The sequence below is a fragment of the Bacillus sp. FJAT-49711 genome, from assembly GCF_018343715.1.
Lineage (GTDB): Bacteria > Bacillota > Bacilli > Bacillales > Bacillaceae_C > Lederbergia.
In genome coordinates, this window is record NZ_JAGYPL010000003.1 from 120,821 (window position 1) to 144,245 (window position 23,425).

Below are 23,425 nucleotides of genomic sequence, written 5' to 3' on the forward strand. Positions count from 1 at the left end.
GGTATAATCGATGCTCCTACTTCACGGAGCAATAATTTATTGAAGGAAATGGCTATATGTGTTTATCGAAAGGCTGCTTTTATTAGACAAAAAAAAGAGCTTTCGTCGCGAAAGCCCACATACAAAATTCTCATATAGTATAGACCAAAGGCATTGGAGAGGGTTTATCTATAGAATAATCGTATGCCTCGGAAATCCGCCTTATGACTTCGGCGATCCCTTCGGTATTACTATGGATTGTTGCGATTGGCTCATCTAGATCGACCGAGTCTCCAATCTTTTTATGTAATACAATTCCTACACTTAAATCGATTTCAGATTCCTTCGTTGCACGGCCGGCTCCTAATAGCATCGCCGCTATACCAATTTCATCTGCGACAATTCCGGTAACAAATCCACTTTTTGTTGCTTTTACAGGAATTTGATACTTTGCTTGCGGTAGTTTATTCAAATCATCTACGACCGAGGCATCTCCACCTTGTGATAATAAAAACTGTTTAAATACTTGAAGAGCTTTTCCATTAGAGATAACTTCCTCGAGCATCACTCGAGCGTGATCCTCTGTATCTGCTTTCCCAGCAAGAACAACCATTTTACTGCCAAGTACAAGACAAAGTTCATGTAAATCCTCTGGACCGTTTCCTTGCAATGTTTCAATTGCTTCTTTTACTTCAAGTGCATTTCCGACCGCGTATCCTAACGGCTGTTCCATATTCGAAATGACGGCCAATGTTTTTCTTCCAACTTGGTTTCCAATTTCCACCATAGCTTGTGCGAGCCTCCGTGCATCATCAATCTGCTTCATAAAGGCTCCTGCTCCAACTTTAACATCAAGAACAATCGCATCTGCGCCCGCTGCGATTTTTTTACTCATAATGGAACTTGCAATAAGTGGAATAGAATTAACAGTCGCAGTCACATCCCTAAGGCTATAAATCTTTTTATCTGCGGGAGTTAAATTTCCCGATTGTCCAATAACTGCAATTTTATTCCGATTCACTAATTCAATAAACTGTTCCTCGGGAATTTCCACATGAAAACCATGAACTGCTTCCAGCTTGTCAATCGTTCCACCTGTATGCCCCAGCCCCCTGCCTGACATTTTTGCAACAGGGATATCAAGAGCTGCAACAAGTGGAGCTAATATTAAAGTCGTTGTATCGCCTACACCACCAGTAGAATGCTTATCAACTTTAATTCCATCTATTCCCGACAAATTAATTTGATCTCCGGATTGCACCATCGCCATTGTCATTTCAGCAGTTTCTTCCGCAGACATTCCATTAAAAAATACGGACATCAAAAAAGCTGACATTTGATAATCAGGAATCGTACCATTCGTATATCCATCTACCATAAAATGAATTTCCTCTTTTTTCAGATGTATCCCGTCCCTCTTCTTTTCGATCAAATCCACCATTCGCATTATAATGACACCTCTCTTTATTGGGTATATTAAATACATTATTATTTTTTCAAAAGGGAAAGTCAAAAAGCAAATAAAACACTTTACATTTTATTTGCCATTAACTATAATAATATCAGTTACTTACTTTTTGTAACACCATAATGAATGGAGGAAATATGACAATGACAATTTCTAAATGGAACCTTGATAATGCTCACAGCAATGTTGACTTCTCAGTAAAACATATGATGGTATCCAAAGTAAAAGGCTCTTTCAATCAGTTTTCAGCAGATATCGAAGCAGATCCAACTGATCTTACTACAGCAAACATAAATTTTACGATCGATGTGGCAAGTATTGATACAAGAAACGAAGATCGTGACAATCACCTTCGTTCAGCCGACTTTTTTGAAGTTGAGAAATATCCAAACTTAACTTTTACTTCAACAAATATTGAGAAAAAAGGCGAAGATGAATACGCAGTAACAGGAGACGTTTCCTTGCATGGTATTACAAAGCCTGAAACTTTTACTGTTACGTTTGAAGGACTTGCAAAAGACCCAATGAGCGGTGCGGAAAAAGCTGGTTTTAGTGTTGATGGGAAAATCAAACGCAGCGATTACGGTTTAACATGGAACGCAGCACTTGAAACAGGCGGCGTCCTTGTTGGAGACGATATTAAAGTAACGATGGAAATTCAAGTAGCAAGAGAAGCATAATATATTTTAAAAATACCATGATTTGTGTGGTATGAGACTGTAGACAAACGCGATGAATCAAGTTTGACTACAGTCTTTTTTTGATTTGGTGTAGGTATTTAAGTATTCTGATAGGATGTGTAACATATCTACCACTTCCATGATATATTTTGATTTTAACTCATCGAAAATAAACTGTTTTGCGAAGAGTGTTGTCTTTAAACAAAGAAAAAACGGATAATCAGGTTCTGAGAGCTCGAATATACGTAGATTGCAGCGGGAAATGTGAGATAGACAAGACCCCGCAAGGCGGCGCAGCCTGAGGAGGCTTGCCATTCGCCCGTGAAAAGCGAAGTATATTTGACCTGCGGGCTTAACTAAACACAAAAAACGAAAAATAGTTTACTAAACAATCCGTGAATATTCTCTATTTTATTTGGACTTTTTCAGTGGTCTCAGGTTCAGCACAAGGAAAATCGCCGAACGCTCCAGGAAAAGCATGCACCTGGAGCAGAACAAGGCTTCATGCTACCGTTTCTTTTTAATACTAAAAGACATCGAAAGTAGTACTCTCGATGCCTTTTGTTGACAATCTGATACAGACAAAAATCGTGTCGTATTTTTATCCGTCTTCTATTAATTTTCAGCGTTTTCTTGTTTCTGCTCTTTTAATAAATCCCTTATTTCGGCAAGCAGCTCAACTTCTGGTGCAAGCTCAGTTTTTTCTTCTACAACTTCTTCTTCTTTCTTCCGTTTTAAGCCATTTAATATTTTCACAAAAATAAAAATGGAAAAGGATATAATGAAAAAGTCAACTACACTTTGAATAAACAATCCGTATTTAACATCTGCATCATTGATTGTGACTGAAAGCTTTTCAAAGCTTCTACCACCGAGCAATACACCGACTAATGGCATAATGATATTATCTACTAGTGAAGATACAATCTTTCCAAATGCCGCTCCTATGACTACCGCTACTGCCAAATCTAGAACATTTCCTTTTATAGCAAACTTTTTAAACTCTTCCCACATACATGTTTCAACTCCTAAAAAAAATCGTACTATCATTCTACAATAATAGTACGATATTGATAAGAGTTAGTTTATGTATATATGATATTGGTTCTTCCCATTATTTTTCGAGCGGTATAATGCACTATCCGCCTTTGCATATAACGTATCAACATTATCTTGTGGGTCGGCAAACGCGATTCCAATACTCATTGATATATCAATGTCTTCAGGCAAATCACGGAAACGCTGCTCCATTAGGCTGAGCATTCCAGAAGCAATCATTTTAATATCTTCTACTTCAATATTAGCAAAAATGACGCCGAACTCATCTCCACCGATTCTCACTGCATTATCTTTTTCACCTGAAAATGAAGCTATTGTCTCAGCGGTAATTTTGAGAATTCGATCACCTTCTGAATGACCTAATCGATCGTTCACAAGCTTAAAATTATCAAGATCAATCATCATCAGGGCCGTGCTTATGTTTTTCTTCTCCAATTGTCCACTTATTAAATCCTCAAAAGCGGCTCTATTTTTTAACCCTGTTAAGCTGTCGTGAAAAGCTAAAAACATAGGTCGCTCAATGGAACGCGCGATAAATAGCGAGAGTAATATTGCCGCAATAAATATGACAAGCAGCTGCAAAATAAATTGTTTTTTATTATCCATCAACGCTTCATTCAAAGGAATATCGTTGTAAATAATTTCGACAACCCTATCGGTTGAGACCCCTCTCTTCACATTTGCTTCATAAGGAACATATCGAAATGTAACATTAAGATCCTGCCATTTCCCTTTTACTTCCATCGGTTTGCCACTTTTAAGAGCCTTTCTAAAAATGGGCCATTTATCGGATGTCGGCTTAATATCTTGTTGCTCCTTCGTATCGTTTATTAGAAAAAGATGTCCGCCACGATTATATATATTGATATTATTGATAAAAGTATATTTTTTCTCTAGTTCATTTGCTAAATGAAGGAAATTAAAATGCTGAAAAATTTCTCCATCTGATAAAGATGCACCTAACTCAATAATGTACTTTTTATCTGGTGTCGGGGCGTAACTATATTTTTTTATTTCACCATCCAATTGTTGAATGTCCATTCCATCATCAACGAATTTACCTTCATTCCTCCTTTGATCAAGAAGTTCGGATAGTCGTTTACAACATTTGTGGAAATCTAAACCAACATCCTTTTCGAAACTACTATATTGGATGACATTTTGATCATCTATGATGTATATATCCATCTCATAATAAGCTTTAAGTGCTTGAAAATTCCATTCATTAAAATGAGGATTTTTTTCGTAAAGAGCAAGTAGTTCATCAGAATTCTTTTTCATTTTTCGAGCGATGTCATCATCAAAAAGCATGTATGCCTTATCGATTGTATGCAATGATTCGATAATGCTTTCTTCTGTTACACTTAATTTAGTCTCATATTCTTCTATTAATCTATTTTTCAACTTCACTTGATCAAAAAATGCTACGATAAAAGAAATAAAAATGGAAAAACCGATTATTATTAAAGTTAAATGTAATCTGAAATTTTTCAAGAAAAAAGCCCCTTTACAAAAATCACAATCAGGACTATTATACTATGGATTTAGCAGTCTCTGCCACTTAATGAATCGGAGGAATTTGATATGGTAAATGACAATCAATTTGAGAAATTAATCGAAAGCAGCAATCAAAAATTTTCAGGTTGGGATTTTTCATATGTAAGTGGAACAGGAAGAATAGATAATGAGCCACTTACTTGGTCATATGGGAGCAAGGCATTAGCCTTAATGGGAAATACATCATCAATGCTTGATATGGGAACGGGCGGCGGTGAATTTTTATCGATGTTGCGTCCTTTCCCCAAAACGATTTATGCAACTGAAGGATATAAACCAAATGTACCTATCGCTAAGAATCGCCTTGAACCACTCGGGGTGAAGGTTTTTGAAATTGATGATGATCACCTTCTACCATTTGAAACTAACTTTTTTGATTTGATCATAAATAAGCATGAATCGTATTCAAATCAAGAGATCCGAAGAATTATTTCAGATGGGGGAATATTCCTCACTCAGCAAGTTGGCGGATTGGATTGCAACGAAATGAATGATGCACTTGGCTTGCCTTATAACGAGGAATTTATTGATTGGAAATTATCAAAAGCAGTATTTGATTTGGAGAACAATGGCTTTAAGATCTTAGAAAGCTATGAAGAATTTCCTCTTCAAAGATTTTTTGACATTGGAGCTTTAGTCTATTATTTAAAAGCCATTCCTTGGCAAGCACCAGACTTTAATGTAGAAAAGGAAACCCAGAAGTTGTATGAAATTCATCAAATGATTCAAGAAAAAGGTTATTTTGATGTGAAGCAGCATCGATTTCTTATTAAGGCGAAAGCTCTTTAGCCTTTCAATATATTTTATAGTGAACTCTTTGAATGGGAATTATAATCATACGGTGTCTAACGGTTTTTCATAATTATGGGCACTTTGAATACTTCGAAAAGCGCTCTTCGTAAACTGACATAAACAGTAAAAGACTATATGTATATAAAAAGGATGTTCCATCTTTTTGGAACATCCCTTCTTATATCCAGCCTTTCTCCTCGGCAATGGATATGGCTTCTATCTTATTCTTTGAATCTAATTTTTGAAGAATTTCGGACATATAGTTTCTAACTGTTCCTTGAGATAAAAATAATATTTTTGAAATTTCTTTTCCCGTTTTTCCTTCAGCAGCTAGCTTTAAAATTTCTTGTTCACGTTCTGTTAATGGGTTATCTTCATTATACGAATTCATTATTAGCTCATGAGCGAATTCTCTTTTCCCTTCCATTACTTTACGTATGGTGTTTGCAAGCTCCTCAATCGACCCATCCTTCAATAAATAACCATGAACACCAGCCTTCATAGCTCTTTCGAAATAGCCGGGCCGTGCAAAGGTGGTCAACATAATTACCTTAACCGAGGAGCCGATTCGTTTCAGTTCACTTGCTACTTCAAGTCCACTTTTTAAGGGCATTTCTATATCCATTAAGCAAACATCAGGTTTAGAATCCTTTATAAGCTTTAATGCTTCTTCACCATTTTCTGCTTGCCCCACCACTTCTAAATCTTCCTCAAAATCTAACAATGCTCCAAGAGCTCCTCTTAAAATTCGCTGATCTTCAGCTATGACTATACGTATCATATGCATCCTTCACCTCCGCTTGCTTTTTTACAATTGGAATGGTTATCTTTAGTGCAGTCCCCTTGTTTGAACGAATCTTAAGTGTTCCATTAATTAATGCAAGGCGCTCTTTCATTCCTTTTAATCCGTTCCCGTTTTCATGTTGATCTAATAATCCCGTTCCATCATCTATTACTGAAATGGAAATGGAACCTTCCTCCTCTGCAAACATTACAGTACTGTTTTTTGCCTGACTATGCTTCACAATATTTGTTCCAGCTTCCCGAAGACACATCCCAATAATATTTTGTTGTAGTAAAGGGATATGTGAAAAATCTATATTCTCTTCCATCTGAAGTTTTATTCCTGCAGCCTTTAAAATTTGGTCCATATCTGCTAATTCTTCCGAAATCGTAATCGACCTCATATCGGAAACGAGTTCCCTCACTTGACGCAGCGCTGAACGAGAAGATAATTCAATTTCCTTCGCCTCTTCCTTAGCCCGACTAGGATTCTTCTCTGTTAATCTTTGTACAAGCTGACTTTGCAATGTAATGAGAGATAGTGTATGCCCAAGTGTATCGTGTAAATCCCTTGCAATTCGGACTCGTTCTTCACGCTTGATCAATTCTTTAATTTGTTGATTTGCCTGATCAAGCTTTTTCTCCAATTCCATCTTTGTATTCATTGAACGGATACCAAAAGGAGTAGTAAGCATTACAATAAGAAAAGGAAAAAAGAAATAAAAATTAGATAATTGTCCTTGTAGAATGATAAAAACTATCGGTATAGAAAGCACGAGTGCAAAAGAAATTAAAGCAATTTTAAATAGTTTTTTATCGAGGAACCAACCGATAAAATTTGCGGTAAAAAAACCCATAAACATATTGTAGGGGTTAAACCAAATACTAAGAATAATAAGAATAATAGATTGCATAACAAGCCAAATAGAGAACTTTTTAAAGGGGATTAAAAAATATAACTGCCGGTAGGTAACAAGGAAAAGCAGTATTAAAGCATAGCCGATTACTGCCTTAAAGCCTTGTTCTTCTTTCACGTAAAAAACCGGAAGAGCTAAATAAATTAAAAATATATATGGAAAAACACCGTATCTTTTAGGAAAAACCTGGAACTTATTCAATGATTACACCGCTTCCTGTTTCCTTCTTATATAAGTTGATAATACCATGAATATTAGAAGGTAGGCTGCTAGAATCGCGATATTTTTCAATTCTGGAGATTGCCCGCGGATGATTTCCCAGGCGCCATTTCCAAAATTATACGAAGGCAGCCAACTTCCTACTTTTTGGACCATTTTAGGCAGGATATCCATTGGCATCCACATTCCACCGCTGATGGCAAGGAGCATATATACCATATTGCTTATTCCTGTTGCTGTATCAACCCGTTTCATCGTTCCAACTAATGCGCCAAGTCCAAGAAATGGCAATGATCCTAGCAGAATCCAAGCACCGCTCAGGAACCAAACATGAATCGGCAATGAAACACCGTTGATTAATACTCCTGCAATAAAAATGACGATGATGGAAAAGAGATGCACAACAGTCTGCCCCATCATTTTTGCCAAAAAGTACACGGAACCTGAAAGAGGTGTTGTTTTAATAAAAGTAGTCCACCCCTCTTTTCGTTCTTGCACAATTCGGATTCCCATTGTCATGATGGCACTTCCCATAACACTAAATGTCGTCATCGACATTAAATAATGAGCATCCCAAACTTTTTTATCGGGCACCTGTATATTTACAATTTTTGTAAATATAACATAAAATACAATTGGCATAAAAAGGGACCAAAAAATATAATATGGATTTCGAAACATACGTAATATCTCGGCCTTGCATTGATGGATAATGGTCTTCATTAGATTGCCTCCCTATTTTCAGTCGTTAATTGTTCGAACGCTTCCTCAAGACGACCTTTTTCAACACGAATATCTTTCACTTGTAATTTGAGTTCAAAAATCCTTGTAAGCACTAAATCTGTATCTTCTGCCACAATATAGATCCGTCCATCTTTTTCATACATATCGGATACATAAGAAAGTTCGAGAAACATCTTTCTCGGGATAGTGTGGTCCGCGATAAAAGAAACTGACTGTTTGGAAAGCTTCTTTTTGATTTCTTCCGGCTTGCCATCCGCGATGATTTTCCCTTCATTAAATAATAAAATTCGATCGGCAATATCATCTGCTTCTTGCAAATAATGGGTTGAAAATAAGATTGTTTTCCCCTTATCTGCAAGCTCCTTCACCGTTTGCCAAAATAATTTCCGAGCCGATATATCCATTCCGACTGTCGGTTCATCAAAAAATAGTAAATCTGGATTCCCCGCAAGGGCAAGCGCAAAGCCAACCCTGCGTTTTTGACCACCTGAAAGCTTTTCTGTCCTTTTTTTCAAATCATCTTGATCTAATCCTGTAATTCGTATTAGATGGTTCAAAGAATATGGTTCCGGATAATATTGACGAATCAGGCTAATGATTTCCTTTACTTTTAAACCGTCCATGATACTTACTTCTTGAAGCATGACTCCAATTTTTTCACGGACACTTTTTGATTTAGGATCTTTTTCAAATAACTTTACGTCACCTTTTGATGGACTCAACAAGCCAAGCATCATAAGCATAGTCGTTGTTTTGCCTGCACCATTTGGTCCAAGAATCGCAACAACTTCTCCACGCTTTATAGAAAAAGATACATCCGAAACTGCATTTTTATCCTTGAATGTTTTCGTTAAACCTGTTATTTCTACCACACTTTCCATTCAAACCGCTCCTCCGTTTTGTTATTAATATCATTCTATAAATTTTCAAAAGGGAAAATCAGTAAGTATTGTCATGAAAACAATATGACATTTGTCATCTCGTTCGAAAGATTAATGTTATAATAGAAGAAAAAGTCCGTAGGTGATGTTATGTTCAAATCCGTTTCTTTTTACACTGATAAGATAAAATCATTAAAGCGATTTTATGGAAATATCATGAATCTTAACATTACGGAAGCAACTAATGATCAATTTACTGTTCAGATAGGCGAATCAACCATCACATTTAAACAATCAGAGCGAAAAGCATTTTATCATTTCGCGATCAATATACCAGGAAATCAGTTTTCTATGATGAAAGACTGGATGCAAAATCGGCTTCCCTTAAATCGGGAAAATGGCAGAGATGAAGTATATTTTCGTAGTTTTGATGCAGATTCAATGTATTTTGAAGATCCGGCAGGAAATATTATTGAATTAATTGGACGTAGGAAAAGGGATTTGTTTGGCGATTTATCGGAGGATTCTTTCCTTAATATTAGTGAAATCAGCATTACGACTCCCGATGTGGCAAGCGTTGGTGAAGATATTCAGGATTTTGGCATCCCACTATTCGGAAGTACGAACGTAATACAAGATGAATTGAATTTTCTTGGGAAAGGCGACACGTTTATTGTCCTTGTCCCACCAGGTAGAAGATGGTACTTTTCTAAAATAAAGAGCGAAACACATCCTCTTGAGATAATGTTAATGGATGGACGAAAAATAAATATTAATGAAGAAGGAAAAATCTCTTTCTATACTGAATAAGGGTGATCATATGAATGGAAACACCAATTTAGAGGGTTTGCTTACGATCGTTCATAGTGAAATTGAATTAAAAAAGGATGCATATTTATTCCAAGAAGGCGACCCTGCAGACGGAATTTATTATATCCGTTCGGGTAGAATTCGAATTGGTAAAGTAACGCCCGATGGTCGCGAAATAGCGTTTCAGATATATAGTGAAGGAGATTTTATATATGAGATTTCTCTATATTCTGATCCAGCCTCCTACACCGTTCATGCAAGAGCTATTGAAGACAGCGTATGTGCAAAAATAAAAAAAGACGATCTCGAGGAGAGTCTTCTTCTTAAACCAAGCCTGAACGTCGAATTTATGAAGATGATGAGCCTTCACCATAAAAAAATGCAATCAAAATTCCGTGATCTCATTTTACATGGAAAAAAAGGTGCATTATATTCTACTCTGATCCGTTTGACGAACAGTTACGGGGTTGAGCAAGAAAATGGTTTCCTTATCGATTTATCACTTACGAATCAAGAGCTTGCCAACTTTTGCGGAATGAGCCGCGAAGTTGTCAATCGGATGCTAAGCAGCTTGAAAAAAGATGGAAAACTTTCAATGAAAGATGGTAAATTAATCATTCATGACCTCAATTATTTAAAGGAAGAAAACCATTGCGAAATATGTCCGATTGAAATATGTAAAATAGACTAAATAGGCGCTGGACTTAGACGCTAAAAGGCTGACCAAGGAGGTCCGCTTTTTTTTTGCTCTGTAAAGCGCCTTGTTGATCTTATAGCCAAGTTGAATTTCGATTGATTTTAAATTTTCTTCCACATTTGTCTGCCTCTATCCAACGAATTTATTGCCGCTCCTCCCCCTTCAACTATTTTCCGTTAATAAAGATCATCTTTCTTTTGCCCGATTAAAACAAAATGACAAACATATTTCGAAATTGCTTCATTTCTCCTCCAAAAAAATGCAAGCTCTACCACTTTATTAAGCATATCTTCCTTGAGTTTTGAAGAAGCAGCCTCTTTGAAAAGGCTTTTCAATTTTATGTCTAAATTTTAACATTGTGCATTTTTCAACATGAAGTGTGACTTTTCTCACTGTGATGCGCATCACAAAAAAGTACGATTTAACCATAAACAGCAATATAGGAGGATGTCAGATGACCAAAAAGAAACACGGTTCAGATGTAAACCTTAAAGGAACGCTCATCAGTGTTTTTGCAGTTGGAATTATCATTTTAGTTATGTGGTTTGCCGTATACGGTCTATATGTTGCGAGATAAGCGCCTGTCCCACCGACTTCCTTACTTTAGGAATTAAGACTTGCGTTATCAGGAAACACGGCGAGTCTTGTTGACTTATCGTAAGGAAAAGTACAAGTAATTTGCTAGTCGAGAGGCATTGGAGTTAGAGGCAAACTAGTTTCGAAAAAAATGTTCATTTTATTAAAAAGGAAAAGTAGGTGAGATCATGGATTTTCATAAGTATGAAAAAATTTGGTTGGTTTTCGGTATTTTATCATTAGTCATATTTTTAAGTATTGTTGGGGTAACCGCCTTTGGGCAAGGTCATACACCTGCAGGTGGGATGGACACCATTGATCCGGAAAAAGTGAGTGAAACAGCTCCATTCGATAACCCGGGTGTGAAGCAAATTGATAAAAAAACGTATGAAGTGGTCCTTGTCGCGAAAGCTTTCGGATATGAACCTTCTGAGATTAAGATTCCAGTAGGAAAAGAAATTATTTTCACATTAACTAGTACAGATGTTGTTCACAGTTTTACCATTAAAGATACAAAAGTAAACATGATGGTTGTACCTGGAAGGATAACTCATAAAAGCTATACATTCGATAAACCTGGAAAATATTTAGTCCTATGCAATGAGTATTGCGGTACGGGCCACCATTTTATGCAAACAGAGATTGAGGTGTATGAACCATGAAAGGAATACAAGATCGTAAACTAGCATTATGGAATATTGGAGTGGCATACATTGCTTTTATTATCGGAACTTTATGTGGATTGCTGCAAGTGTTCGTACGAAACGATGCACTCGATCTTCCATCATGGCTTGATTATTATCAAATTTTAACTGCTCACGGAGTATTACTTGCACTTATTTATACAACATTTTTCATTTTCGCATTTCTAATCGCTGGAATGAGTAAAACATTAGGCGGTTTTGGACCAAAAGTAAATGTATTCGCGTGGTTGGGATTTATCGTTACGACAATCGGAACAGCTCTTGCTACGGTTATGATTATCTCAGGCAAAGCTTCCGTTCTTTATACATTTTACGCACCCCTTAAAGCAAGTGGATGGTTTTATATCGGACTCGCATTAGTGATTGTCGGCACTTGGTTAAGCAGCTTTGCACTTATTGGTCACTATATTGCATGGAAAAAACGTAACAAAGGTCAGTTAAGTCCATTATTTGCATACATGACCATCTCAACGTTGATTTTATGGATCATTGCATGTCTTGGCGTTGTAGCAACGGTTGTGTTCCAATATATTCCTTGGGCATTTGGTTGGGTTGACTCCATTAACGTTGAACTCAGCCGCTCTCTATTCTGGTATTTTGGACACCCACTCGTTTACTTCTGGCTCTTGCCTGCATATATCGCATGGTATGTCGTCGTTCCAAAAATACTTGGTACAAAGGTTTTCAGTGATTCTTTAGCTCGCTTATCATTCGTATTGTTCATTTTATTTTCAATTCCAGTTGGATTCCATCACCAGTTAACAGAGCCTGGCATCTCAAGCTTTTGGAAGTTTTTACAGGTCGTTTTAACATTCATGGTTATTATTCCATCACTTATGACAGCTTTTTCTATGTTTGCTACATTTGAAATTTCTGGTAGAGAAAAAGGTGGTACAGGATTATTCGGTTGGTTTAGGAAATTGCCATGGAAAGATGTTCGCTTTACATCCATTTTTATTGCAATGGCGTTTTTCATTCCTGGTGGTGCCGGCGGTATTATTAATGCTAGCTTCCAGTTAAATGAGCTCGTGCATAATACACTATGGATTGTTGGCCACTTTCATATTACCGTTGGAACTCCAGTAGCCATGACATTTATGGGAATCACATTCTGGCTTGTTCCATATTTGACTGGTCGAAAATTCACAAAACGTTTACAAAGATTAGCCTTTATCCAAATCATTTCATGGTCTGTCGGTATGCTTTTAATGTCTACCGCTCAGCATATTTTAGGATTGCTTGGTGCTCCAAGAAGAACAGCTTACTCTGGCTATAACGGAAATGTAAATGCGTTGGAATGGTTCGATGGTATTTTATCAAACCATGTCACAATGGCGGTTGGCGGAACGATTTTATTCCTATCTGCGATGCTATTAGTCTATATCGTTGCTAACCTATTATTCGTTGCACCTGAGGCAAAGTTGAAAGAAGAATTTGTAGAATTCCCAATTGCGGAAAGCGATAAAACACATACACCAAAATTCTTGGAAAACTGGTGGATTTGGATCGGTGTTGCAGTCGCCCTCATTATCATGGCGTACGCACTACCACTTACCCACATGATCCAACACGCCCCTCCCGGATCCGGAGGCCATATCACTTGGTAGGAGATGATAAATATGTTTTTAGCCGTCGCAGCTATGTTGATCGTCTTAGCAACCGTCACAGTTATATGTGTAGAAATTAATACAGTTGAAGAAGAGTAAATTGTTTGGATATTGTTTGGGTGCCAGGCACCCAAACAACTCTGAAACAATTAAAAACATTTTGAATTGAACCGAAATTGTTCCAGTGCCTGGCACTGGAACAATTTTTTTTATCCTAATATAGGCTTGTTTAGAAATCTTACAGTTTGTTCGTGTTTATGCAGTTCGAGGATGATGATTTCGTTGTTGCCTTTTTGGAGTATGGGTGCTGGGATGTATAGTGTTTGTTGGGGGCCGATTTCCCAATAGCGTCCAAGGTTGTGACCGTTGATGAATACTACACCTTTCGTCCATTTAGACATGTCGATGAACGTATCAGCTACGTTATCAATTGTTAATGTTCCACGATGAAAATACGGATGACTTTCTTTTGTTTCTACATTAGAAAATGTTAGCTGGCTCACATCGTGTAGTGGTAATGGGTAAACCGTCCAATCAAATAAAAATTGGTTGTTCAATCTAACTCCTTCTGTGATGCCCTTAAAGTCAACGAGAAATGGTCCATAGTTGATGCGTCCCATATTCTCGACAATAATTTGGAGGTTTGTTTCATCTTCCAATATATCTACTTCTAAACTAGATTTACCGCTAATTCTATCAACTAATCCTATATATTCCCCATTCACATATACTTGTCCTCTGTCATGAACATCTTGAACAGTTAATCTTTGTTTGCCATACGCTCCTTTAATGACCGTTTCATAAACGATAAAACCATATCCTTGACCGTAATGCTCCATCGTTAACGGTGCTTCACTTTTTTGCGGTGTAGAGAGCTGTTCTAATGAATCAAATAGCGCAACTCTTTCATTTAAACGAACTTCTCCATACTGCTTTTTCAGTGTTGGGGCTGGCAGCTTCATTTCTGGAAGATCTACATATTTCTCAAATGTTTTTCTAACAGCGTGAAACTTTTCTGTCACATCTCCTGACTCTGTCAATAATCCATCGTAATCATAGCTTGTAATCGTAGGTTGATAGCTTTCTTCATTATGGTTCGCTCCATTATAAAAGCCAAAATTCGTTCCTCCATGAGCCATATAAAAATTGACTGAGCCATTTCTTTCGAGCATTTCTTCCAATGTTTCTACAACACTATCGGCCGGTCTTGTGTGATGCTCTTCTCCCCAATGGTCAAACCAGCCATGCCAAAACTCCATGCACATTAGTGGACCATTTGGCTGCAATTTTTTTAGTTCTTCAAACGCCGCTTCAGTCCTTGATCCGAAATTCACCGTCTCCAACACATTTTCAATCATCCCGCCATGCAGCATGCTTGGGAGTGGACCATCAGACGTAAAGAGCAGTTCATCTCCCACTCTTTTTTGAATGCTTTCTCGCATATATTGCAAATATCTTTGATCATTGCCGAAGCTGCCATATTCATTTTCAATCTGCAAAGCGATGATAGGGCCACCATTCGAGCCTAAAAGTGGATTCAAGCGTTTGAATAGCTCGTCAAAATAAGCATCCACTTTTTCCAAGTATGGCGAGTTAAAACAACGTAATTTAATATTCGGTACAGTCATTAACCAATAAGGAAAACCTCCGAACTCCCATTCTGCACAAATATAAGGGCCAGGTCTAACGATGACATGCAGCCCAACTTTTTCAGCAGTTCGGACAAAGCGCTCGATATCGGCTATACCCTCGAAAACAAATTGACCTTCCTCAGGTTCGTGGATATTCCATGCTACATATGTTTCTACCGTATTCAGACCGCATTCTTTTAACTTCGTTAACCGATCTTCCCAATATTCTGGTACCGTCCGAAAATAATGCATGGCCCCACTTAAAAGTAAGATTTCCTTCCCATCAAGCAGAAAGGACTTTTCATTAAACGTTAACTTCGGCATATTGCTCCTCCTCTACCCGGCAATGGTTTCCTCGATCTATCTCAACAACTTTTCCACCTGAACGGATTGATGCTGATATTACTTCTAAGTCCAGGCCCGATAATACCCATTCTTAATTGCTTCATTTCTAGCCCCTTCATCGATGAATTCTTTTCGATTGCGTATATTTAGAGTTTTTAATATTATGACTCTGGTTTATTCAGTTTACTGGCTATCAGCTTAAGTTTACTGACTATCGGTTCGAGTTACTCTAGCCATCAACTCGCCTTTACTAGCCCTCGCCTTAACATTGATGCTGCGACACGTTCGTATTTCCCAACGATTGTTGTCTTTTCAAAAAGTTATAAACCGCTCCGACCATCCCAGCATGATTTGATAGCTTCGCTAAGACAATTTCAGTATTTTTATAAATGGAAGGCTGTGCGTACTTTTGGACTTCCTGTCGAACTTCTTTTAAAAATTTATCGCCTCGTGCGGTAACACCCCCGCCGACAATCACTTTTTCGGGATTAAAAATGTAAATAAGGTTTGTGATACCGATTGCTAAATGTTTGAAAAAGGTATTCACAGCCAATTTTATATCCTTATCACCTTCGTCGTACAATGCAAAAATTTCCTTTCCAGTCCAATCACGGTCTTCCTTGTATTTTCGGGCAAGATTGATCAAGCCGGAAACGGATGCAACCTTTTCAAATTGTTCTCCCTCAACTAACATATACCCCCACTCACCTGCACTGAAAGAGTGTCCGGAGTACATTTGACCGTCAATGGCAATCGCTCCGCCAATTCCAGTTCCAACAGTTAGCGCGATAAAGTTATTTACGTCATGCCCTCCAAGCCATTGTTCGCCTAATGCAGCACAATCGACATCGTTTCTTACTTCAACGGGCAACCCAAGCGCCTCAGTGACGAGCTTTTTTATTTCTACACCTGTATAGTTCGGAATCGTAGGACCAGCCCCTACAATCTTTCCATTATTGAAATCGACTTGGCCAGCTGTACTAATCCCCACACCCTTGAAGGAGTGGTCTTTAAGCATGCTCTTCCCCTTATTAATCACCTTATTAATAATAGAAGGACCACCTTTATACGCTTCTGTATCCATTAATCCATGAGACATGATATTTCCTGCTTCATCAACGATTCCATATTTAATTTGCGTCCCACCAATATCAAATGCTAAATATTGATTCATTTTTCAATTCCTTCTGCAAATGATTTTGTAATCAACTGTGGTCTTGTAATCGCGCTTCCAACAACAATTGACCATGCTCCTAATTCCAGCATTTTTTTCGCATCCTGTGGAGTATTGATGCGGCCTTCCGCAATAACAGGAACCTTCGAACTCTTACAAAGTTCCTCGACTAATTCAAAATCAGGTCCTTCAAGCTTTGGACTATCTGCCGTGTAGCCAGATAATGTAGTTGAAAGCATATCCGCTCCGCAGCTAACTGCATATTCAGCATCATCTTTCGTTGCAATATCCGCCATCACTAGAGTATTGCTATGCTCGTGAATATAGCTAACTAATTCTTTCAATGTTTCCCCATTTGGCCTTTGGCGGATCGTAGCATCCAACGCAATAACATCGGGTTCTACCTCTAGAAGCTCCTTCACTTCATTAAGTGTTGCCGTTATAAAAACTTCACTACCCGGATAGTCGCGTTTAACCAATCCAATCACCGGAAGCCCCGTTTGCTTTTTTATAGCGGCAACATCTATCGCCGAATTGCTTCTGATCGCCACAGCTCCACCCTCTTTAGCTGCTTTGGCCATTTTCGCCATAATCTCTGATCCATGAAGAGGTTCATTTTCAAGAGCCTGGCAGGAAACGATTAATTTTTTATGAATCGTTGAAAAAAATGATGGGTGACTCATATACTTATCTCCTTCGTTTTATAAAAATGATTTAAAGACTTTGGCAAAATTATTTCCCATTAGCTTATATCCTTCCGCATCTGGATGGAGCCCATCAGGTAATAAGTTTTCGTATTTTTCATCAAGAATATCTAATCCATCTACATAGAAAATATGTTCATCGCCATTTTTAGTAAAAACATCTACAATTTGTTTCACTTGTTTTCTCATCTCAATAAGAGTAAATCCAACGAGGTTAGGTGTTTCTTCTCTAAAAGTCCCGTAAATTGGTGAACTTAATACGATTGGGACAGTAAGCTGTTTTTCTCGAATAATTTTAATAAAACCAATAATTATAGCCTGGAATGTACGATTATTATAGCAACTATGTCCGTATGTATTGATACCGGCACATAATGAAATAAAGTCAACCTGTGTATCTCTTATCGTTCGAGCTATCATCGGCTCATATTGGCATTGCCCGCTAAAGCCCAGACATATTAGATCTAAGTCCAATTTTTTAGCGGTAATCGCTGGCCATGTAAGGGATGGACTCTCAGCAGCATGACACTGAGTAATCGAACTTCCATAGGCAAGCCATTTCTTTCTAGCAGATGAATGAATTTTCCATTCTGCATTCTCCTCAATATATACATTTTTCAATAACACTCGCTCTTGTTGAGATAAATAAATTTCTACTTTTTTGTTTTCAGCCGATAAATTTTCACATATAAAAAATGAGTCACTTTCTTTAACAATAGCTGTGTGTCGACATTCACCATCTAATACAATATCAAACTCAATTTCTGTATGAGCTGGCGCAAATTCTACCTTTATTTTAGACGAATTTGTTTCAAATGTAACTCTAACTCCAGCAGGAATTTCCGCCTGCCCGTTTAAAATATCTGGAGTAATAAAATCACGATCCTCGTAAAATATTCGCCATGGCTTTATAAATTCCCCCATTTTTTCAAGGGAAATAGCTCCTAGTAAAGTTTGCGAATTAAGTATTATCGGTTTCATATATACATCACATTCTTTCTTTAAAATAAAACACCAAATTACAAAAGCATGAATACTTTTGTAATTTGGATTTTCACCTTATGACTTTAACCAATCCAGTGTAAATGTGCCAAATTGGATGTCCATATTATTCCAATCTGAATAATCAACGACACGCTCATATAAAATACCGATTTCACCATTTTTAAGAACGGTTAAACATGAATAACCGAAATAGCCATCTTCTACTACTTTGCTGTAAGGCCATGTTTTTCCTCCGTCCTCACTTAAACGGACAGTCCCTTTGATTCTCGTTTTTTCATCTGCTGGATTTGAAAAAAGAACGCGAACCTTGCCATCACCTAAGTCAGGATAAAGAACGACACTTGATTGACAAATTGGATCGATAAGAGCATCGTCAAATGTCACCTCACCCCAAGTCTCTCCACCATCTGTACTTGTAGTAACAGCTGTTCTTTGAAGTCCATAATGATTACGTAGATAATATTTCAATTCTCCCGTAGGCAATTCAATCACTTGGGATTCAGTTAAATATTGTTTTTCTTCTGAAATTGTCTTAGCAGATAAAACTTCTCCATCCAATTCCCTGCCATCGTTCGGAGATTCGCCGCGCTTCCAAGTAGCACCGTGATCATCACTGTATATACAAGCACAAGATAATTTTCCAGCCTCATTTGAAAAATAGATTGGAAATACGAGTCTGCCGGTTTTCTCTCCATGTTGAAGCTGTATTCCGCATCCTGGACCAGAGCCTATAAAACGCATCCATTCTTCTTTTACCATTGGATTCAGTTCTCTTGGCCTAGACCAAGTCAGACCATCGTCATCACTTTGAATGACTTGTAAAAAGGACGTTCTTGCTTCTAGTAAGCTTTCATTTGGATTTACGCCTTTTTTAAAATAAATATTCCCTCTTGCTTCGCCATTTTGGAAAACATAGCCTTCTTCATCGACAACATAATTAGTTTGATTGTGACCGGAATCTAAAACCTTTCCGCTTTCTGCAAGGAAATAAACATTGCCTTCACAATCAAACAGCTTTCTACGTCCTTCTGCATCAAAACCGATTCCTGCTTCACTCGCCCATAGACCAATTCCACCTGGCGTATGCATAAATAACATAAAAATAGTTCCTGTTACTTTATCCTGCAAAAGTGATGTATCAATAGCTGCTGCCCCATCTAAACCTTCACCGGCATATGCTGCAAGTTTTTGAGCTGGTCCCCACGATTTTCCATTATCTTCACTGCGACGAATCGTCACATCAATTTTATTCGGATTGTCTCTTTGATCTACAATGCGAGCATCAATCCCTGCTATGACTGTTCCTTTTGTTGTTGTAATCATGGATGGAATTCGATACGCTTTCGACCCAGCAAAATCTGGATAATATATCGCTTCTGCTTGAATATTTGGCATGTCGCAAATCTCCTTATATTTGATAAATTGGCGTCAGAGCCTAAGATTAATAAAGGGTCCCGCGAATGTCTACAACGCGGGACGACATTTTCATTATTGTTTACCTTCTAAAAGATCAGAAACTAATGGTGCTTTATCTAATTCTTCAAGAAGTTCTTTACCGCCATTTTTCATCCAGTTGTCAACGTATTTATCCCATTCTTTGTCGACATCGATTTCTCCGACAATGGCCTTCATTCTGAATTCGTCAACAATTGTGGTCAGTTGTCCACCGTAGCGCTTATCAATTTCTCTTAATTTCGTTTTGTTTAGTAGATCCCATTTATAAGGGCGGATTAGCATTTTTTCTTTAACATCTTCGCGAGCATACCACTCATCTTTTAACTTTAATGTATATTCTGAAGTAAACCATTGAACCCTTTCTTTATCATACGTACGGAAGTTGTATGCCCAGAAACCAGAATTCCCTTCTTGTTCAGCAAATTCTGGACGTACTTTAAGCGCTGACTTTTCAGGTTCTCCTTCCCAATCTGAGTGTACTCCAACTTCTCCGTACAATGTCCATCTTGCTTCATTGTCAAAATTAATATAATCAAAAATTTGAAGAATACGAGCCAATTCCTCATTAGTAACATTTTTCGAAACATAGAAAGCATCTGCTAAGTCAACGACTGGAAGGTAGGCTCCAATTCCTTGTTGTCCATCTGGACCAATTTCAGGTCCCGTAGCAAGAACCTTTGCTGTAGAATCAGGATTTTCAACAATGTTTTGCGGTGCACGACCCTTTGCCCAATCGTCCATTGCAAGATAAGCCGGTTGTGCAATAAAGTAACCAATTTTTCCAGATTTGTACTTTTCCCAAGTCAATTTTTCATCTAATGTTGTGAATTCTGGGTCAATGATTCCTTCTTTATACCATTTCGCCATTAGCTTTAAGAAGTCTTTATACTTTTTAGATACTTCCATGCGAGTTAATTTATCATTCTCGATAAAATTGTAGCCGTTACCTAATTGGAAAGCCCCCATCAGTGTGGCTGCCCAGTTTAGGTTGTTATTTGCAGGCAATAAACCATACGTATCATTTTTACCGTTCCCATCTGGATCTTTGAACGTAAAATCTTTTAATATTTGCTCTAACTCTTCCAATGTATAGCTGTGTTCAGTAAAGTAAATTTTCTCACGTCCGCCGCTTGGTCCGACCGGTTTTAAATCCCCAGGGATTTCATATCCTAATTTTTCTAGCCAATCTAGACGCAATGTTGGTCCCCATGCCATACCTTCTACGTGTGCATATTGCCCAATCAATTGTAAATATTCATTATCTGTACCGTCTTTTAAGTTCATTATCGGTCCAGGCTGATTTTCTTCCAACATTTTCATATACCGTGGTGCATATTTTTCTAACATTTCTTTAGGAATGGTTCTTGTTAAACCTGAATCATACATTTCTTGAGCTGTTTGACCACCCGCAGTGAAAGAAAAAGTATCAGGCAAGTCTCCAGAAGCAACTAATAAGTTTGTTTGTTCTGCATCCCAAGTATCAACTTTAGTATTTATAATTTTAACATTAAATTGTTCTTCTAGACGTTTTTGAACGTAGCTGCCGTCTTCCACTTTTCCTCTCGTTATCGAACCAGAAAGCTTCAACGATAATTCTTTTGAGAAGTCTCCAGCTTCAGGCAACTTGGAAACATCCACTTCTTCAGTCTTGTTATTACCAGCTTTTGATCCACAACCGGAAACAATTAATGCTGTTGCCATGAATCCAGCCAGCAAAGCCTTTTTCATTCTCTTCATCCTTTTTCCTCCTTTTTGATTGGGTTAGCCTTTAAGCGAACCTATCATAATCCCTTTTATAAAATATTTTTGAACGAATGGATATACCAAGACAATCGGGCCGATTGAAATGATAACCGTCGCAGCACGCACATTAGCTAGTAGCAAGTTTTGGGATGAACCGCCACCTGCACCAATGGCTGCCGCATTTTCTGATTGTGATGCATCCATCGCGGTCAACATTTTTCGAACAACGATTTGCAAGACGCTTTTCGCATCATCTTGTATATACACAAGGGCATGGAACCATTCATTCCAATGGAAAACTGCTGCCCATAGAGCAATCGTTGCGATTACTGGTTTTGATAATGGCAAAATAATTCTTGTTAAAATCGTGAAATATCCTGCCCCGTCCATAATGGCGGACTCTTCAATTCCTTTATCGATCGTCATGAAGTAGTTTCTCATGATAATGATGTAAAAAACGTTTACAGCTGATGGCAATATTAACGCCCATCTTGTATCAATCAAGCCTAAGTTTTTAATTAATAAATAATCTGGAATTATTCCACCCGAAAAAAACATGGCAATTAAGAAAAAGATAGTGATCGTATTTCGGAAGGGCAAATCTCTTTTGGATAGCGGATATGCCGCTAGCATGGTGAAAGCAACGATTAAAAATGTTCCAGAGACAGTACGGAAAATTGTATTTGCATAAGCTTTCATCGTATTTCCATAAGTAAATACAAACTCGTAAGCATCTGTAATCCATCTTTCTGGCCATAGATTCATCCCTAAGCCTGAAATCTGTTTCGGGTCTGAAAACGAGATGACAATTGTTTGCCAAAATGGATATAAAACGATGATTGAAAAGAAAGTAAATCCAATTACCAACATTATTTCAAATAATGAAAATCTTTTTTTGCTCACTTGCTCTCATCCCCTTTCTACCAAATTCCATGTTCACTTTTACGACGTATGATGGCATTGGCTCCCAAGATGAATATGATGCCGATTACGTTTTTGAACAACCCAACTGCTGTTGCATAATCAAACTGGAATTGTTCCAACCCACTTCGATACACATACGTATCGATAATATCTGCGACTTCGTAAACAAGTGGATTGTATAGATTCAAAATTTGGTCGAAGCCTGCATTCAAAATTCCTCCAAGCCTGAGGATAAAAAGAATAATGACCATTGGCATAATTGACGGAAGTGTAATATGAATCATCTTTTTAAATCTGCCTGCTCCGTCCATTTCAGCAGCTTCATATAATGCCGGATCAATGGATGCAATCGTTGCCAAATAAATAATCGCACCATACCCAATTTCCTTCCAAATATCAGTCAGTAAAAGAACAGGAATAAAGAATACTTTACTAGCCAAAAAGTTCACGGGATCTCCGCCAAATGCTGTAATGATAAAATTGATGATCCCTCTTTGCGGTGAAAATACTTCTATAATCATCGCCGACAAGATAACCCAAGACATGAAATGTGGTAAATAAGAAATCGATTGAGTCACTTTTAAGAACTTTTGATTGCGAATTTCATTCAGCAATATGGCAAATATGATGGGTGCCGGAAATGCAATCGCGATTTTCAAAATACTAATGATTAATGTATTTTTTAATGCCCTTAAAAACATAAAGTCCGTAAATAATCTTTTAAAATGTTCAAAATCATTCCATGGGCTATCCCAAATGCCTAAACCTGGCGAAAAATTCTTAAAGGCGATAATAACCCCATACATTGGAAGATAACTAAAAATAAATAACATAATGGCTGGGAACAAGAGCATGACATAAAGTAATTTCATTCTTTTCATTTGTTCCCACGTAGATTTTTTCGGGTTTTTTATCTCCAATGTTTTTTCTGAGATATTCGTATTCGCTTCCAACTTTTCTCCTCCTTTATA

The 23,425-nt window shown here is 37.6% G+C and carries 22 protein-coding genes; 7 read left to right on the forward strand and 15 right to left on the reverse strand.

The window, feature by feature from the left end; translation table 11 throughout:
- Nucleotides 1-130 precede the first annotated feature (130 nt).
- The gene (locus KHA96_RS14615; RefSeq protein ID WP_213130071.1) at nt 131-1,426 is read right to left on the reverse strand and encodes a pyrimidine-nucleoside phosphorylase; all 1,296 of its coding nucleotides are present in this window, start codon (nt 1,424-1,426) and stop codon (nt 131-133) included.
- Nucleotides 1,427-1,590: 164 nt separating this feature from the next.
- Here KHA96_RS14615 and KHA96_RS14620 point away from each other — a divergent pair, with 164 nt between their 5' ends.
- A complete protein-coding gene (locus KHA96_RS14620) occupies nt 1,591-2,127 on the forward strand; it encodes a YceI family protein (RefSeq protein ID WP_213130072.1) in 537 nt (178 codons plus the stop codon).
- 615 nt (nt 2,128-2,742) lie between these two features.
- Here KHA96_RS14620 and mscL read toward each other — a convergent pair.
- A complete protein-coding gene (mscL, locus tag KHA96_RS14625) occupies nt 2,743-3,141 on the reverse strand; it encodes a large conductance mechanosensitive channel protein MscL (RefSeq protein WP_213130073.1) in 399 nt (132 codons plus the stop codon).
- Between the two features lie 66 nt (nt 3,142-3,207).
- The gene (locus KHA96_RS14630) at nt 3,208-4,680 is read right to left on the reverse strand and encodes a GGDEF domain-containing protein (protein WP_213130074.1); all 1,473 of its coding nucleotides are present in this window, start codon (nt 4,678-4,680) and stop codon (nt 3,208-3,210) included.
- A gap of 90 nt (nt 4,681-4,770) precedes the next feature.
- Between KHA96_RS14630 and KHA96_RS14635 the strand changes: the two genes are divergently transcribed.
- On the forward strand, nt 4,771-5,532 hold the full coding sequence (locus KHA96_RS14635) for a methyltransferase domain-containing protein (RefSeq protein WP_213130075.1): 762 nt from the start codon (nt 4,771-4,773) through the stop codon (nt 5,530-5,532).
- Nucleotides 5,533-5,713: 181 nt separating this feature from the next.
- Here the strand turns inward: KHA96_RS14635 and KHA96_RS14640 are convergent, their stop codons facing one another.
- From KHA96_RS14640 to KHA96_RS14655, 4 genes are read right to left on the reverse strand one after another with little or no spacing between them, the layout of a single operon-like run.
- Nucleotides 5,714-6,316 (reverse strand): response regulator transcription factor, encoded by a 603-nt coding sequence (locus KHA96_RS14640; RefSeq protein WP_213130076.1) that lies wholly within the window; start codon nt 6,314-6,316, stop codon nt 5,714-5,716.
- Complete coding sequence (locus tag KHA96_RS14645) at nt 6,294-7,436, reverse strand: sensor histidine kinase (RefSeq protein ID WP_213130077.1); 1,143 nt, start codon at nt 7,434-7,436, stop codon at nt 6,294-6,296. Before KHA96_RS14645 ends, KHA96_RS14640 begins: the two co-directional genes overlap by 23 nt.
- A 3-nt stretch (nt 7,437-7,439) precedes the next feature.
- A complete protein-coding gene (locus KHA96_RS14650; protein WP_213130078.1) occupies nt 7,440-8,177 on the reverse strand; it encodes an ABC transporter permease in 738 nt (245 codons plus the stop codon).
- On the reverse strand, nt 8,177-9,079 hold the full coding sequence (locus tag KHA96_RS14655; protein ID WP_213130079.1) for an ABC transporter ATP-binding protein: 903 nt from the start codon (nt 9,077-9,079) through the stop codon (nt 8,177-8,179). The genes KHA96_RS14650 and KHA96_RS14655 overlap by 1 nt, the downstream gene beginning before the upstream one ends.
- A gap of 150 nt (nt 9,080-9,229) precedes the next feature.
- On the opposite strand from KHA96_RS14655, the gene KHA96_RS14660 reads away from it, so the two are divergent.
- The 5 genes from KHA96_RS14660 to KHA96_RS14680 all read left to right on the forward strand — a co-directional run bounded on the left by KHA96_RS14660 (nt 9,230) and on the right by KHA96_RS14680 (nt 13,473).
- Nucleotides 9,230-9,889 carry a hypothetical protein gene (locus tag KHA96_RS14660; protein WP_213130080.1) on the forward strand — a complete coding sequence of 220 codons (660 nt, stop codon included), beginning with the start codon at nt 9,230-9,232 and terminating at the stop codon, nt 9,887-9,889.
- 10 nt (nt 9,890-9,899) lie between these two features.
- Nucleotides 9,900-10,580, forward strand: a complete 681-nt coding sequence (locus KHA96_RS14665; protein ID WP_213130081.1) for a Crp/Fnr family transcriptional regulator — start codon at nt 9,900-9,902, stop codon at nt 10,578-10,580.
- A 460-nt stretch (nt 10,581-11,040) separates the two neighbouring features.
- Nucleotides 11,041-11,163 carry a cytochrome C oxidase subunit II gene (locus tag KHA96_RS14670; RefSeq protein ID WP_213130082.1) on the forward strand — a complete coding sequence of 41 codons (123 nt, stop codon included), beginning with the start codon at nt 11,041-11,043 and terminating at the stop codon, nt 11,161-11,163.
- A gap of 187 nt (nt 11,164-11,350) precedes the next feature.
- Nucleotides 11,351-11,824 (forward strand): cytochrome c oxidase subunit II, encoded by a 474-nt coding sequence (locus KHA96_RS14675; protein WP_213130083.1) that lies wholly within the window; start codon nt 11,351-11,353, stop codon nt 11,822-11,824.
- On the forward strand, nt 11,821-13,473 hold the full coding sequence (locus KHA96_RS14680) for a b(o/a)3-type cytochrome-c oxidase subunit 1 (protein ID WP_213130084.1): 1,653 nt from the start codon (nt 11,821-11,823) through the stop codon (nt 13,471-13,473). Before KHA96_RS14675 ends, KHA96_RS14680 begins: the two co-directional genes overlap by 4 nt.
- Nucleotides 13,474-13,682: 209 nt before the next feature.
- Here the strand turns inward: KHA96_RS14680 and KHA96_RS14685 are convergent, their stop codons facing one another.
- The 8 genes from KHA96_RS14685 to KHA96_RS14720 form a co-directional block, all read right to left on the reverse strand.
- On the reverse strand, nt 13,683-15,428 hold the full coding sequence (locus KHA96_RS14685) for a glycoside hydrolase family 35 protein (RefSeq protein ID WP_213130085.1): 1,746 nt from the start codon (nt 15,426-15,428) through the stop codon (nt 13,683-13,685).
- A 283-nt stretch (nt 15,429-15,711) separates the two neighbouring features.
- The gene (locus KHA96_RS14690) at nt 15,712-16,623 is read right to left on the reverse strand and encodes an ROK family protein (protein ID WP_213130086.1); all 912 of its coding nucleotides are present in this window, start codon (nt 16,621-16,623) and stop codon (nt 15,712-15,714) included.
- Nucleotides 16,620-17,306: an N-acetylmannosamine-6-phosphate 2-epimerase gene (locus KHA96_RS14695; RefSeq protein ID WP_213130087.1), complete on the reverse strand. Its 687-nt coding sequence runs from the start codon at nt 17,304-17,306 to the stop codon at nt 16,620-16,622. The genes KHA96_RS14690 and KHA96_RS14695 overlap by 4 nt, the downstream gene beginning before the upstream one ends.
- An 18-nt stretch (nt 17,307-17,324) precedes the next feature.
- Nucleotides 17,325-18,308, reverse strand: a complete 984-nt coding sequence (locus KHA96_RS14700) for an SGNH/GDSL hydrolase family protein (protein WP_213130088.1) — start codon at nt 18,306-18,308, stop codon at nt 17,325-17,327.
- A 78-nt stretch (nt 18,309-18,386) separates the two neighbouring features.
- Nucleotides 18,387-19,727: a sialidase family protein gene (locus tag KHA96_RS14705; RefSeq protein WP_213130089.1), complete on the reverse strand. Its 1,341-nt coding sequence runs from the start codon at nt 19,725-19,727 to the stop codon at nt 18,387-18,389.
- A gap of 93 nt (nt 19,728-19,820) precedes the next feature.
- On the reverse strand, nt 19,821-21,524 hold the full coding sequence (locus KHA96_RS14710) for a type 2 periplasmic-binding domain-containing protein (RefSeq protein WP_213130090.1): 1,704 nt from the start codon (nt 21,522-21,524) through the stop codon (nt 19,821-19,823).
- A 24-nt stretch (nt 21,525-21,548) separates the two neighbouring features.
- Nucleotides 21,549-22,433: a carbohydrate ABC transporter permease gene (locus tag KHA96_RS14715; protein ID WP_349305767.1), complete on the reverse strand. Its 885-nt coding sequence runs from the start codon at nt 22,431-22,433 to the stop codon at nt 21,549-21,551.
- A 17-nt stretch (nt 22,434-22,450) separates the two neighbouring features.
- Nucleotides 22,451-23,407, reverse strand: coding sequence for an ABC transporter permease (locus tag KHA96_RS14720; protein ID WP_249315635.1), 957 nt, complete (start codon nt 23,405-23,407; stop codon nt 22,451-22,453).
- Nucleotides 23,408-23,425: the final 18 nt, after the last annotated feature.